General features: G+C 32.3%; 14 protein-coding genes. All 14 read left to right on the forward strand.

Translation table 11 applies throughout. The annotated features are described in order from the left end of the window. Window positions 1–2 precede the first annotated feature (2 nt). The 14 genes from nadD (at window position 3) to cysS (ending at window position 14,298) form a co-directional block, all read left to right on the forward strand. The gene (gene nadD / locus PHQ99_01040; GenBank protein ID MDD4288169.1) at window positions 3–632 is read left to right on the forward strand and encodes a nicotinate-nucleotide adenylyltransferase; all 630 of its coding nucleotides are present in this window, start codon (window positions 3–5) and stop codon (window positions 630–632) included. Then, window positions 610–1,236 (forward strand): bis(5'-nucleosyl)-tetraphosphatase (symmetrical) YqeK, encoded by a 627-nt coding sequence (gene yqeK / locus PHQ99_01045; protein MDD4288170.1) that lies wholly within the window; start codon window positions 610–612, stop codon window positions 1,234–1,236. Before nadD ends, yqeK begins: the two co-directional genes overlap by 23 nt. After that, a complete protein-coding gene (locus PHQ99_01050) occupies window positions 1,229–2,389 on the forward strand; it encodes an LCP family protein (GenBank protein MDD4288171.1) in 1,161 nt (386 codons plus the stop codon). Before yqeK ends, PHQ99_01050 begins: the two co-directional genes overlap by 8 nt. A gap of 42 nt (window positions 2,390–2,431) precedes the next feature. Next, window positions 2,432–2,776 (forward strand): ribosome silencing factor, encoded by a 345-nt coding sequence (gene rsfS, locus PHQ99_01055; protein ID MDD4288172.1) that lies wholly within the window; start codon window positions 2,432–2,434, stop codon window positions 2,774–2,776. Between the two features lie 84 nt (window positions 2,777–2,860). Beyond that, window positions 2,861–3,265: a DUF5668 domain-containing protein gene (locus tag PHQ99_01060; protein MDD4288173.1), complete on the forward strand. Its 405-nt coding sequence runs from the start codon at window positions 2,861–2,863 to the stop codon at window positions 3,263–3,265. Between the two features lie 24 nt (window positions 3,266–3,289). Then, on the forward strand, window positions 3,290–3,973 hold the full coding sequence (locus PHQ99_01065; protein MDD4288174.1) for a DUF554 domain-containing protein: 684 nt from the start codon (window positions 3,290–3,292) through the stop codon (window positions 3,971–3,973). Between the two features lie 52 nt (window positions 3,974–4,025). Further along, window positions 4,026–5,255, forward strand: coding sequence for a phosphoglycerate kinase (locus tag PHQ99_01070; protein MDD4288175.1), 1,230 nt, complete (start codon window positions 4,026–4,028; stop codon window positions 5,253–5,255). 220 nt (window positions 5,256–5,475) lie between these two features. After that, window positions 5,476–5,760, forward strand: coding sequence for a metal-sensitive transcriptional regulator (locus PHQ99_01075; GenBank protein ID MDD4288176.1), 285 nt, complete (start codon window positions 5,476–5,478; stop codon window positions 5,758–5,760). 70 nt (window positions 5,761–5,830) lie between these two features. Next, window positions 5,831–6,370, forward strand: coding sequence for a UvrB/UvrC motif-containing protein (locus PHQ99_01080; protein MDD4288177.1), 540 nt, complete (start codon window positions 5,831–5,833; stop codon window positions 6,368–6,370). A 5-nt stretch (window positions 6,371–6,375) separates the two neighbouring features. Beyond that, window positions 6,376–7,431 carry a protein arginine kinase gene (locus PHQ99_01085; protein ID MDD4288178.1) on the forward strand — a complete coding sequence of 352 codons (1,056 nt, stop codon included), beginning with the start codon at window positions 6,376–6,378 and terminating at the stop codon, window positions 7,429–7,431. A gap of 90 nt (window positions 7,432–7,521) precedes the next feature. Further along, window positions 7,522–9,996, forward strand: coding sequence for an ATP-dependent Clp protease ATP-binding subunit (locus tag PHQ99_01090; protein ID MDD4288179.1), 2,475 nt, complete (start codon window positions 7,522–7,524; stop codon window positions 9,994–9,996). Window positions 9,997–10,045: 49 nt separating this feature from the next. After that, on the forward strand, window positions 10,046–11,431 hold the full coding sequence (gene radA, locus PHQ99_01095) for a DNA repair protein RadA (GenBank protein ID MDD4288180.1): 1,386 nt from the start codon (window positions 10,046–10,048) through the stop codon (window positions 11,429–11,431). Window positions 11,432–11,670: 239 nt separating this feature from the next. Then, on the forward strand, window positions 11,671–12,795 hold the full coding sequence (locus PHQ99_01100) for a TRAM domain-containing protein (protein MDD4288181.1): 1,125 nt from the start codon (window positions 11,671–11,673) through the stop codon (window positions 12,793–12,795). Between the two features lie 75 nt (window positions 12,796–12,870). Next, entirely contained in the window at window positions 12,871–14,298 is a 1,428-nt protein-coding gene (gene cysS, locus PHQ99_01105; GenBank protein MDD4288182.1) for a cysteine--tRNA ligase, read from the forward strand. The last annotated feature ends 234 nt before the right edge of the window (window positions 14,299–14,532 follow it).

A 14,532-nucleotide genomic window follows, 5' to 3' on the forward strand; every position in this document is an offset into this window, starting at 1 on the left:
AGATTCACAACAATGTCAGGATTGGTATTATGGGAGGAGTTTTTGATCCCATTCATATCGGTCATTTATTTACAGCAGAAGAGGCAAGAAATAACTTATCATTGGATAAAGTGATATTTGTTCCCTGTCTAAATCCGACGCATAAAAGAAATGACAGAGTAACAACAATTAAACATAGATTACAAATGACTTATCTGGCTATCAAAGATAATCCGTATTTTGAAGTTTCAAAGATTGAGATAAATCGTCCGGGTCCATCATATACAATTGACACTATCAAAGAATTCCGTAAAATTTATGGCTGGGATGCTGAGATATTTTTTATTACCGGGGCAGATGCTTTTTTGGAAATTGAAAGCTGGTATAAAAAAGAGGAGTTGTTTACAATGTGCCAATTTGTTGCAGCTACCAGGCCTGGTTATGATTTAGATAAATTAAATCCAAATTTTAAAAGAGTTTTAAAAATAATGGAGATACCTTTACTGGCAATATCATCCACTGATATAAGATTTAGAATTAAGAATAAATTAAGCATTAAATATATTGTATTAGAAGAAATCCGAAAATATATTTATGATAACAAATTATACTCAAAGGAAAGACAAGCAAGTGTTGGAAATAAAAACAGGTAAAATAGAGAAATATAATTTTTACAAAATTGAGGAATGGATAAAAAAAAGGTTAAGTGAAGAACGTTATATTCATTCTCACAAAGTCAGTTTAGTTGCAGAAAAAATAGCAGGTCATTACAGTGTTTCTACTGAAAAAGCTAAATTCTTAGGATTAGTACATGACTGTGCAAAGGACTATACTTATAATGAATTAGGAGATTTAATTGGGAAATATAATATAAATCTATCAGATGTTGAAAAGGATATTCCCGCTTTATGGCATGGATATGTTGCTGCAGCTATAATTAAAGAAAGTTTTTTTATTAACGATGAAGAGATGTTGGATGCTATAAGATATCATAGCACTGCCTATCGGGGGTTTGGTATTTTAGGAAAAATAATATACATTGCTGACAAGATTGAACCAGATAGAGAGATAAAAAAGGTTGAGGAAATAAGAGAATTAGTTTGGAAAGATATTGATTCAGCATTATTAGTCTTATTGAATCAGGAAATCAAAAGCCTTATTGATAGAAATTTACTTATTCACCCGGAAACATTGTTTGCCAGGAATAAAGCAATAATAGAACAAAAAGTAAAAAGGAATAAGATAGCAAATGAGTAGAGTGGAAAGAAAACAAAAATCAAAGAAAAAAGGAAATAAAAAATTTCTTCAAATATTAGCTTTTGTTGCATTGCTAATAATCTGCTTTGTGACTTTATATTTATTTAACATATTTCCATTTAGTTCTGATACATTTGCTCATGATAGAGTAAATATTTTAGCCGTTGGAACAGACTGTGCCGAAAACATTGGAAGGGCGGATACAATATTCGTATTAAGCTTTTCACCTAAAACTAAAGACACTTTATTATTTTCTATTCCCAGAGATACCAGGGTAATGATACCTGATCGGGGGATGGATAAAATAAATCATGCTTTTGCTTTTGGCGGAATCGAGCTTCTTGAAGAAACAATTGAACAATTCATAGGATTGACAATTCATTATTATGGAGTAATTGATTTTGAAGGATTTCAATACCTGATTGACGCCCTGGGAGGTATTGATATAAATGTGGAAAAGGATATGTATTATGTTGATTATGCCGGTTCACTGAAAATAAATTTACACAGTGGACAGCAGACTTTAGACGGAGAAAAGGCACTTGAATATGTAAGATTTAGATTTGATGAATTAGGAGATCTGGGTCGAATACAAAGGCAACAGAATTTAATCAATGCTGTTGTTGATAAGGTTATGAATTTTGAAAGCATGGTAAAATTACCAAATATTATTAACAATTTAACAGAATATATTGATACCAATATGAATACAAATGAAATAATATCTTTGGCAAGAATTATGAAGGATATTGACCGTAATGAAGTATGGGTTGAAACGATTCAGGGTGAACCCAGATATATCGATAGAGTAAGTTACCTGGTAGTTGATTCCCAGGAGGTTAAAAAGCGTGTACAATATTTAATAGATAATAAGCAAAGAGGACTTCGGGTAGAAGTCTTAAACGGGAATCAGGTTCCGGGCATAGCCCATTATGTAGCAAAAAAAATGGGTGAATTTGGATACGATGTAGTAAATATTGATAATGCAGATAACTTTGATTATCAAAAAACAGTTTTAATTATTTATTCAAAAAAGATTGAAATAGATAATCGAATTAAGCAATTTTTTGATGATATTGAAATAATCAGAAAAGAAGAACCTGATAGCGATTTAGACATGACTGTAATAATAGGAAAAAACGTGGTATACTAAGCGAAATTTGAAATAAATCAAAAAATAAAAGGAGTTGTATATTTGAATAATACCAAAGATATTGTGCGATTTTTTGCTGAAACATTGGAAGAGAAAAAAGCGGAAGACGTAATTATTTTAGATATTAGAAAGATATCATTCATTGCTGATTATTTTATTATTTGCACTGCACAATCTCCTGCCCATTTGAAAACACTTTCCAATACTATTTTAAAAGAATTGAAGGAAAAAGAAATCAATCGAAATTTGAAATTTGAAGGCAATCCCCAAACAGGATGGATATTACTTGATTGTGGTGATATAGTAATCCATCTTTTTTCTAAGGAAAAAAGAGAGTATTATCATTTAGAGTATATCTGGCAAGAAGCCGAAAAGGTTTCTCTTTAATTATATATTTTGTGTTAAATGTAAGATCATCATAAATATTTATAATTAAAATATTATATTTTTTTAAAAGGGGGCAAATAAATAATGGGTGATACAAGAAGAAATTCCGGTCAATGGCTTTTTGGACTGATTATACTTATAATTGGTATTATATTTTTACTGGAAAATCTATTTGGAATTGAGGTATGGGAAAATGTTTGGTTGTTTTGGCCGATTGTCTTTCTGTTTTGGGGTTTGGTGGAAATGTTTCAGAAAAAATCAATATTTTTTGGTGTCATTTTAATTGCAATAGGATTAGTATTCCTCGCAAAAAATTTCGAGCTTTATCAATTACCTGAATCAGTTTGGAAATATTGGCCTGTTATTATAATAGCAATAGGCATAGACCAGATATTCAGAAAAAATTATACTGGAACACCAACTATGGGAAATACTAAAGCTAAAAAAGGAAGGAAAGACGTGATTACTACCGATGATGAAATAATATAAAACAGGTAATCATGACTATGTAATATGATTGGAACAATTATAAATAGCATTGCTATTGTTGTAGGATGCATTATAGGTATATTTTTAAAAGGACGATTCCCGCAGAGGATTGGATATATTCTTTTTCAGGGTATTGGATTAACTACTCTGATGATAGGAATACAAATGGCGGTAAAGGGAAATAATGTATTGATAATTATTTTATCAATGGTTATCGGTGGAATAATTGGAGAGATTATTGACATTGAAAAAAGATTAGACCAGACGGGAAACCATATAAAAAAAATATTTAAGAAACAAGAGGGGAATGAAAAATTTACAGAAGGATTTATTGCAGCTAGCTTACTTTATTGTGTTGGATCTATGGCAGTCATGGGTGCTATAGAGGAAGGAATCAACGGAAATCCGGATATTTTGTTAGCAAAGGCTGCATTGGATGGTATTTCATCTATTATATACACATCTTCTTTAGGTATTGGTGTTATTTTTTCAGTAATTCCTGTTTTTTTATATCAAGGTGTAATTACAAAGCTTGCAAACCTGGCTCAGAATATAATTAATTTAGAGATAATTAATGAAATGACTGCGGTTGGTGGAATACTCATTATTGGCCTTGCTTTAGGAATATTGGAAATTAAAAAAATAAAAGTTGCAAATTTATTACCATCATTATTGATAGTCATAGTTCTTACAGCTATAAAAATTTAGAATATTATTCTAGACGGAAATGTAGAATGAAATCTTTAAAGGAGATTTGCAGATGGAATATAGAAAGTCAATATTATTTTTAAGGGACATGAAAGCCGAAAAATTACACAACAAAAAAGTGCTGGTAAGAGTTGATTTTAATGTTCCTATCGATAAAGATTTACAGGTTACTGATGATACTAGAATAAGAGCTGCTGCTGATACAATCAAGTTTCTTTTAGCTTCAAATTGCATAGTAATACTAATGAGTCATTTAGGTAGACCCAAGGGAAAAATAGTTGATAAATTAAGGCTGGATTCTGTCGCAAAAAAAACTGGAGAAATATTAAAGACAAAAGTATTAAAATTAGATGATTGTATAGGTAAGGAAGTAAAAGAAACTATTTCAAAATCAAAGCCAGGTGATATTGTATTATTAGAAAATTTACGCTTTCATCAAGAAGAGGAAAAAAATGAAACTGGTTTTGCAAGAGAGTTAGCTTCACTGGCCGATATTTATGTTAATGATGCTTTTGGAACGGCACACAGGGCTCATGCTTCTACAGAAGGAATTACTGAATACCTGCCATCATTTGCAGGTTTTCTTATGGAAAAAGAGATTAAGTCCCTTGAAAAATTGACAACATATCCTGATAGACCATTTGTGTCAATAATTGGCGGTGCCAAGGTTTCCGGCAAGATTGAGATACTGGAGAGACTATTTGAAATATGTGATGTACTGTTGATTGGAGGCGGAATGGCATATACCTTTTTAGCAGCCCAGGGTAATGAAATAGGAAAATCAATCTTAGAAATTGATCATGTTGAATTTGCAAAAAACCTGATAGATAGAGCAAAAAAGATAGATAAAGAAATAATCTTGCCCCTGGATACAGTTGTAGCGGATGAATTTAAGGAAAATGCTAATAGTTATAATGTTTCTGTTAATAATATTGAAAAAGACATGATGGGGATGGATATTGGGGAAAAAACAGTTGCATTGTTTAAGCAAAAGATAAATAATGCAAAAACTATTTTTTGGAATGGGCCGCTGGGAGTATTTGAGATGGTAAAATTTTCCAATGGCACTTATCAGATTGCTGAACAAATTGCCAGTTTAGGTGATGATGTATTCTCGGTCATAGGTGGAGGAGATTCTATAGCTGCAATTAATAAAATAGGATTAGCCAGAGGTATTTCGCATATATCCACCGGAGGAGGGGCTTCACTGGAATTTTTGGCAGGGAAAATATTGCCTGGATTGGAAGCATTAAAAAGACAGAAAAACCAGCAGATTGAGTAGATCTGCTAAAATTATTATTTAAAATAATAAAATGTCAGATCAATAAAAAAAGCAATTAGCAGGATAAACATACATGTGTTTATCCTTTTTTTATTTTAGTAATTTCACAATTATCTTTATGATAAGTATAAGTTGATAATTCTCTTATAATCTGCAATACTATTGACAAAAAAATAAGGCATTGTATAATAATTATACCCTGGGGGGGTATAGTAATATTATGCCACAAGAAGAAAGAATTGATGAAATCGGTAGAATAAAAATATTAAAGCGCTTAAAGAGAATAGAAGGACAAATAAGAGGGATTCAAGGAATGATTCTTGATAATAGATCCTGTGAAGAAATCCTCATGCAGGTTGCAGCAGTTAAATCTGCCCTACAAATGATAAATAAATTAATATTGGAAGAAAAAATAAATTCATGTTTTAACTACTCTGAAGAAATATATCTTCCCCAAAGTGCTCTTGATGAAATAATTAAACTTATAAACAGGTTTATGAGATAAATTGACACAAATTTATTCTATGTCCTATAATTAATTGGATAAAATAGACACCTTGAAAGAGGGTGATAGAATGCTATGCCAGATGTGTAAAAAAAATAAGGCAACTGTAAAAATTGTCAAGGTTGCAGGGTTGAGCAAAACAGAGCTAAATGTTTGTAATGAATGTGCTAATTATCTGTTGGGAAATACAATCACTACAATTTCCTTTACACAAAATAGTTTAAATGAAATATTGTTTAATTTACTGAATACATTTTCAAAATATAGCAATGAAGACAGTAATGTTACTTCAGAATCTGAGGTGAAATGCTCGAACTGCGGTATGACTTATGCTGAATTTGTAAAATCAGGAAAACTTGGATGCAGCAATTGCTATAGTGTGTTTAGAAAATATATCAAGCCACTTTTAAATCGGTTACATGGAAATTATCAGCATTCCGGAAAGATACCGGATTCGTTACAATTGCGTTTGGATATAATAAAAAAGATTGAAAAAATAAAGGATGAACTGAAAGAGGCAGTGTCAAGAGAAGAATATGAAAAAGCAGCAAAATTAAGAGATACCATAATAGATGAAGAAAAAAAAGCGGGAATAAGAGACAACGAGTAGTAAAGATGGATGTAAACATAAGAAAATTAAGAGATTCAACAGCATACTGGATGAAAAAAGACGGTCCTTTGAGCCATATTATAATAAGCTCGAGAATAAGATTGGCCAGAAACATAAAGAATATTCCATTTCCATTTCGAGCAACTGATGAGCAATTGCTGACCGTAATAGAAAAAGTCGAAAAAATATTAAAGGAAAATAAGGAATTTTATGGTTTCCAAATAATAAAATTAGATAATTTGTCACCGGTTGAAATTGAATTTTTGGTGGAAAAAAGGTTAATCAGCTTTGCCCTGGCAAGATTTAGTAAACCTTATCGTGGGATATTATATAATACCGATGAGACGATGAGCATTATGATTAATGAAGAAGATCACTTTAGATTACAGAGTATGCTGCCGGGATTCCAGCTTAAAAAGGTCTGGGAAATCATAAATTATTATGATGATAAGATTGAAAAGGAAATAAAGTATGCATTTAATGAGAAAGAGGGATTTCTCACCTGTTGCCCTACAAATGCCGGCACAGGTTTAAGGGCATCTGTGATGCTTCATTTGCCGGGATTGATAATTTCTAACAAGATAAGTGAATCAATAAATACAATAATTAAACAAGGATATGCTGTAAGAGGTTTCTATGGTGAAGGAACTGAATTTCAAGGAAATTTATTTCAGATATCAAATCAGGTCACATTAGGTTTAAGCGAAGAAGATATTATAAACAGGTTAGAGATTAGTATCAAGCAGCTAATTGAAAAAGAACAGAAAGCAAGAGAAAAGTTGATAATTCAGGCTAAGCACAAGATAGAGGATCAGGTTATGCGGTCATATGGTATTTTAACAAATGCAAAAATTATTACGACCGCTGAAGCACTAAATTTGCTTTCATATGTCAGATTTGGAATCGAAATGGGTATAATAGCAAGAATAGGCTATGATGTTATAAATCGACTTATGTTAATAGTGCAGCCCGGGTATCTGCAATTAATCAAAGGGCAAAATATGAAAAAAATGCAAAGAGATACAGTAAGAGCAGAATTAATTAAGGAAATATTAGATTAGTATTTACTAAATAAGTATCATGAAATAATATAAACAGACTTTTGTAAATTTGCTTGTAACACTTATAATAATTAAGGGAAGGGTTAAAACATGTTTAAAAGATATACAGAAAAAGTAAGAAAAGTAATTATGATGGCACAGGAAGAAGCTGTAAATCTTAATCATAATTATATTGGAACCGAGCATATATTGGTAGGTCTTGTAAAAGAGAATGAGGGGCTTGCCGGTAAAGTATTAAGAGAACTTGGGGTAGAACCTGAAAAGGTTATTGAAGCAATTGAAAAGATAGTGGGAAAAGGAGAATACCAGGAAGTTAGTGAGATTACATTTACACCGAGAGCAAAAAAAGTATTAGAGTTAGCTTCACAAGAAGCAAGCCAGTTAGGGCAGAATTACATTGGCACCGAACATATTCTTTTAGGTCTAATTAAAGAGGGAAGCGGAGTTGCTACTAGAATTCTAAATGATATGGGAATCGACCTGGAAAATGTTTACTCACAAGTTATGAAGGTGTTAATGGAAAACGGGCAATCAGAGCCAACAGTGGCTAATAGTATTACTCGTAAGGATAGTAAGGTTCCCACTCTGGATGAGTTTGGAAGAGATTTAACAGAATTAGCCAAAGAAGACAAGTTGGATCCGGTAGTTGGAAGGAGCAATGAGATACAAAGGGTTATACAGATATTGAGCCGTAGAAAGAAAAACAATCCTTGTTTGATTGGAGAAGCCGGAGTAGGGAAAACTGCAATTGTAGAGGGTTTAGCTCAGAAGATTGCAAATAATGATGTTCCCGAAATATTGAAAGACAAGAGGATTATCAGCTTGGACCTTGCTTTAATTGTAGCCGGAACAAAATATAGGGGTGAATTTGAAAAAAGATTAAAGAAAATTGTAAAAGAAGTGCAGAATTCAAATGATGTTATTCTGTTTATCGATGAATTCCATACATTGGTTGGTGCGGGAGCAGCAGAAGGAGCCATTGATGCCTCAAATATTTTGAAGCCTGCCCTGGCAAGAGGTGAAATCCAAGCTATTGGTGCCACTACAACTGATGAGTATAGAAAATATATTGAGAAAGATAAAGCATTAGAAAGACGTTTTCAACCAATTAATGTACCTGAACCCACAACCGATGAAGCAGTTCAAATTTTAGCTGGATTAAGGGATAAATATGAAGCCCATCACAAGCTTACTATTACTGATGAGGCATTGGAATCTGCAGTAAAACTTGCCGCAAGGTATGTTTCAGGACGGTTTTTACCGGATAAGGCTATTGATGTTATAGATGAAGCCTCATCAAAAGTTAAACTAAAAAATACTGTCTATCCTCCTGATGTAAAAGAGGTAGAGGATGAGTTGCTTAAAATAAGAAAAGAGAAAGAAGCCTCTGTTAAACTTCAGGAATATGAGAAAGCAGCAAAATTAAGGGATAAAGAGCGTAAATGCCTGGAACGTTACAGTGAAATAAAAAAAGAGTGGGAAACAGGCAGGACAAAAGATAAAATTGAAGTAACTGTTGAAGATGTTGCAGAGGTTGTTTCCAGTTGGAGCGGTGTACCGGTCTATTCTTTAAAAGAAGAAGAGGCCAAAAAGCTTATACGGATGGAAGACGAATTGCATAAAAGGATTGTTGGACAAGATGAAGCCATTAATGCTATTTCAAGGGCAGTCAGGCGTGCCCGTGCAGGTATGAAAGATCCAAAAAGGCCAATCGGGTCATTTATTTTCTTAGGTCCGACCGGAGTTGGAAAAACTGAATTGGCAAGAAGTCTTGCAGAATTCCTTTTTGGAGACGAAAATGCTATGATAAGTCTGGATATGTCTGAATATATGGAAAAATTTGCCGTTTCACGTTTGGTGGGCGCACCTCCCGGATATGTTGGTTATGATGAAGGTGGGCAGTTAACTGAAAAGGTTAGAAGAAGACCTTATTCGGTAATATTGCTTGATGAAATAGAAAAGGCACATCCCGACGTATTTAATATACTTTTGCAGATATTTGAAGATGGCAGGTTAACCGATGCACAGGGAAGGGTAGTTGATTTTAAGAATACTGTAATCATAATGACCTCCAATGTGGGAGCTACTTTAATTAAAAAAGGAACATCTTTAGGATTTAGAAGTGTCACAGAACCTGTCCAAATGTCTTATAAAGATATAAAGGAAAGTGTAATGGGTGAACTTAATAAGACTTTCAGACCGGAATTTCTAAACCGCATAGACGAAGTTATCGTATTTAAGGGACTCACTCAGAATGATATCAAAAAAATATCAGAAATATTATTGAAAGAAGTCGGAGAATTATTGGAAGAGCAAAAAATAACTTTCAATGTTAGAAAGAGTGCAAAAGACATTTTGGCAAAAGAAGGATATGATCCTAATTTTGGTGCAAGACCATTAAGAAGAACAATTGAGAGATTAATTGAAAATCCCATATCTGAAATGATACTTTCTGGAGAGTTTAAAGAAAATGACCAGATTATTATAAAGGGTAAGAAGGGGAAGATTACATTTGAAAAAGATAAGAAAAAGCATCCCGAGATTCTAAAAAGAAATAACAAATAAATAATGATGGTAATCAACATATTAGAATAATGAATATTATGATAAAGGTATGGCAACAAAGATTACAATGAAAAACAATAGCAAAGAATATTTCAGATGTACGACTTGCAGTTATGAAACCCCACAATGGTTAGGACGCTGTCCGAGTTGCGGGGAGTGGAATACTTTTATCCGGCAGGAAAGAAATGGTAAAGGTAAGACTAATTTAAAGAATAAAAAAGAAAATCGAGCTCAACTTATAAATGATTTTGTAATAGATAAAGAAAATCAGCGCTATCAATCAGGGATTAGGGAGCTTGACCGGGTATTAGGAGGGGGATTGGTTTCAGGTTCTTTAATTCTCGTTGGAGGAGAACCTGGAATTGGAAAATCAACCCTTGTTCTTCAAGCAGCTGATCAGCTTTCAAAAAATATCGGGTGCACGCTTTATGTGACTGCAGAAGAATCAATAAGACAGATACATATAAGGGCAAAGAGATTATCAGTAAATGCTGAAAAATTATACTTACTCTCAGAGACGGACCTGGATCAAATAATTGAACAGATATTGTACATAAAACCAAAGGTGGCTATTATTGATTCTATACAAATTATTAATGATAATTCTATACCATCAGCTCCTGGCAGTATAAATCAGGTAAAAAACTGTACCTCCCGACTGATGGAAATAGCAAAAAAGAATAACATTGCCCTGATTATTATAGGTCATGTAACAAAAGGTGGTATTATTGCCGGACCAAAAATACTTGAGCATATGGTGGATACAGTATTATATCTTGAAGGGGAAAGGTTTCATTCATTTAGATTATTGAGAGGAATAAAAAACCGGTTTGGGACTACAAATGAGCTTGGAATATTTCAGATGCAAAATGAAGGACTGAAAGAAGTACTTAATCCCTCAAAAATGCTGTTATCATCGAGGAGTGAACCAATTCCCGGAACTGTCACGACTGTTACATTTGAGGGGAGCCGTCCATTGGCAATTGAAATTGAAGCCCTGGTAAGTAATTCATTTTTAACAAATCCAAGGCGTATAACTACCGGTGTTGATTATAATAGAGTATCCTTAATTATTGCAGTATTAGAAAATAAGTTAGGATTGAACTTTCAGTATAAAGATATCTATGTAAATGCTGCAGGTGGCATCAAGGTAAGTGAGCCTGCAATTGATTTGGGAATTGGCTTAGCAATAATCAGCAGTAGCAAAGGCTTTGCTGTTGATATGGATACCGTAGTTTTTGGTGAGCTGGGACTAACAGGAGAGTTGAGAGCAGTTGGTATGTGTGAAAGAAGGGTCAAAGAGGCACAAAAAATAGGCTATAAAAAAATAATCATGCCTTCAGAAAATGCCCGGCAATCAGGTCATTTATATAAAGGGATGGATATAAAAGGTATTTCTAATGTACATGAAATATTAAATTTTATTAAAAAATAATATCAGAATGTTCATGAAGTAAAAGTGCATTAAAATAATCATATTATATTTTTTTCTTATTTTGACACTGTTTTTTTCCGATGATATAATTTAGTTGCTTTTAGTGTAATGTAAACAGTTTTTTTTAATAAAAGTTAGAACTAATTCAGATGTTATTTTAAAGGTGGTGAATGCCACGCCAAAAGCTTAATATTTTTAAAAAGAATCTTATAAAATTGAATATAGGAGGTATTATTATTTTGTCAGGGCTTGTCAAAAAAATAATTTGCATTATTTTTGTTCTAATTGGGGGGATAATAGGTTATGAAATAATTCCTGACATTGAAGCCATATCATCTATCGATATACTTAGTGGCAACAGTTGGATGTTATTTTTATTTTCATTTATTATAGGAACATTATTTGGATTTATAATATTTATACTAAGTTATAATAAGTTAGGGGTTTTAGGAAAACGTTTCTTAGCCTTTTTTTTAAAAATACCTACCCAGAATATTCTCTCCGGAGTTATTGGCTTAATTGTTGGACTTATCATTGCTAACCTGTTAGCCTACTCTTTGTCTTTTATACCTTTTATCGGAAGGTACTTACCTATAGTATTAAATGTATCACTGGGGCTACTGGGCATGATAGTTGGGCTTCACAAGAGAGAAGAAGGTGTTAGTTTTTATAGAAAAAGTATTGAAAGATTTAAAAAGAGGGATAAGCTACCTCAATACCAACCTAAGATATTAGATACTAGTGTTATAATTGATGGAAGAATAGCAGATATATGTGAAACAGATTTTTTGGAAGGAGAATTAATAATTCCCAGATTCGTACTGAGTGAGTTGCAAGCTATAGCAGATTCATCAGATCCTTTAAAAAGAAATAGAGGACGACGAGGTCTTGATGTACTCAATAAGATTAATAAGATACATGCAGATAAAATAAAAATAATAAGTCAGGATTATAATGACTTAAAGAGTGTTGATACTAAATTAATAAGACTGGCAAAAGAAATGGATGCAAAGGTATTGACAAATGATTATAACTTAAATAAATTAGCACAATTAGAAAGTGTTTCTGTTCTAAATATTAATGATCTCTCTAATGCTTTAAAATCTGTTATACTGCCAGGAGAAGAATTAATTACACAAATTATTAAAGAAGGAAAAGAATCTGGCCAGGGTGTAGCTTATTTAGATGATGGTACGATGATTGTAATAGAAAACGGTGTAAAAAATATTGGCGATAAGGTAAGGGTTACAGTAACCAGTATTTTGCAGACTCCTGCAGGTAGGATGATATTTGGAAGAGTAAAAGAAAGAATAGCAAAGAAAAATTCCGATTCAAACTATAGCAGGAAAAACTATTATAATTAAAAATATTAATTGGGATAGATAAAGTAATAAAAAAATAATAAAATTAATATAATAAATTATAGTGAGGGAAGTTAATTGGTTTTAAAAATTTATAATACATTAAGTGGTACCAAGGAAGAATTTATTCCCTTAAGAAAAGGCCATGTTGGAATTTATGTTTGTGGACCGACTGTTTATGATTTTTTTCATATAGGGAATGCAAGACCGTTTTTAATCTTTGAAGTTTTAAGAAGATATCTGAAGTTTAAAAAGTATAATGTTAAATATGTATCAAATTTTACTGACATTGATGATAAGGTAATAAAAAAAGCAAATGAATTGGGAATGAAATTTTCAGAGGTTGCTGAAAAATATATTCAGGAATATTTTCAGGATGCTGACTGTTTGAATATTGGAAGAGCAGACATATATCCCCGGGCAACTGAACACATCAGCGATATAATAGATTTTGTAAAGAAGTTAGAGGAAAAAGGATTTGCTTACTCTGTTGATGGTGATGTTTTTTTTGATGTTAATCGATTTGAGGAATATGGTAAATTATCAAAACAGAATTTAGAGGAAATCAGGGCAGGAGAAAGGATTCAAGTTGATGACAGAAAAAGAAATCCCTATGATTTTGTTTTGTGGAAAAAAGCAAAAGAAAATGAACCATCCTGGGACAGCCCATGGGGAAAGGGTAGACCCGGATGGCATATTGAGTGCTCGGTAATGTCTACTAAATATCTTGGAGAAAGTTTTGACATACATGCAGGTGGGGCTGATTTAATATTCCCTCATCATGAGAATGAAATTGCTCAAAGCGAAGCTCTCAGTGGGAAAATATTTGCTAAATACTGGTTGCATAATGGTTACCTGAAAATTGATAATAAAAAAATGTCAAAATCATTAGGTAATATTTTAAAGATCAGGGAACTATGCGAAAAGTATGATGGCTCTGTTATAAGGCACTTCTTGCTTTCAGCTCATTACAGAAGTCCTTTAAATTTTTCTGAGGAACAAGTAGAACAGTCAAAGAATAGCATGGATACATTGATTAATATTATCTATAATTTAGAATTTTTTAAAAAGCAGGGAAGACTTACCAAAGAGATGAGGCCTGAAGATAAGGAATTATTGGATAAGAAAGTAGAAATGGAAAGCAAGTTTGTAGAAGCAATGGATGATGATTTGAATACGCCTGTGGCGTTAAGTACGCTCTTCTTATTGGCGAAGAGTGTTAATATCTATTTAAATGATAATGAGCTGAAGAACGAAGAAATTATGAATGAAATATTAGGATTTTATAAAAAATATGGAAGTGATATTTTAGGATTAAAGTTTTCTTCTAAAAAAGAAACTAACACAATACTGGAAGACAAAGAAGTAGATAAAATGATTAGCGATAGAGAGTTAGCAAGAAAAAATAAAGAGTGGCAAAAAGCTGACAAGATTAGGGAACAACTTAAGTCAATGGGCATTATATTAGAGGATACAGCTGAAGGAATACGCTGGAAAAAAGGTTGATGTTGTTTAAAAAATTGTTCCATAATTATATAATGTTATATTAAATTATTAAATATTGTAATAAAAAAAATAATAATTGTTAATATATTAAATATTTAATATAAATTATAATAATTTAAAATTATCGGGAGATAGTGTATTGGAAACATATGAAGATCAGTCTATTGTAGCTTATAAGAAATATGATGATTGCCAGCTGGTAAATATGGCAAACACTGGTGACCAGATTGCTGA

It is taken from the genome of Atribacterota bacterium, assembly GCA_028703475.1.
Classification (GTDB): Bacteria; Atribacterota; Phoenicimicrobiia; order Phoenicimicrobiales; family Stramentimicrobiaceae; genus JAQVMU01.

Coding starts and splice junctions, on each gene's coding strand:
- PHQ99_01070 (MDD4288175.1), top strand. CDS start 4,026: ATGGAATATAGAAAGTCAATATTATTTTTAAGGGACATGAAAGCCGAA.
- PHQ99_01090 (MDD4288179.1), top strand. CDS start 7,522: ATGTTTAAAAGATATACAGAAAAAGTAAGAAAAGTAATTATGATGGCA.
- PHQ99_01065 (MDD4288174.1), top strand. CDS start 3,290: ATGATTGGAACAATTATAAATAGCATTGCTATTGTTGTAGGATGCATT.
- PHQ99_01075 (MDD4288176.1), top strand. CDS start 5,476: ATGCCACAAGAAGAAAGAATTGATGAAATCGGTAGAATAAAAATATTA.
- PHQ99_01060 (MDD4288173.1), top strand. CDS start 2,861: ATGGGTGATACAAGAAGAAATTCCGGTCAATGGCTTTTTGGACTGATT.
- radA (MDD4288180.1), top strand. CDS start 10,046: ATGGCAACAAAGATTACAATGAAAAACAATAGCAAAGAATATTTCAGA.
- PHQ99_01085 (MDD4288178.1), top strand. CDS start 6,376: ATGGATGTAAACATAAGAAAATTAAGAGATTCAACAGCATACTGGATG.
- PHQ99_01080 (MDD4288177.1), top strand. CDS start 5,831: ATGCTATGCCAGATGTGTAAAAAAAATAAGGCAACTGTAAAAATTGTC.
- PHQ99_01050 (MDD4288171.1), top strand. CDS start 1,229: ATGAGTAGAGTGGAAAGAAAACAAAAATCAAAGAAAAAAGGAAATAAA.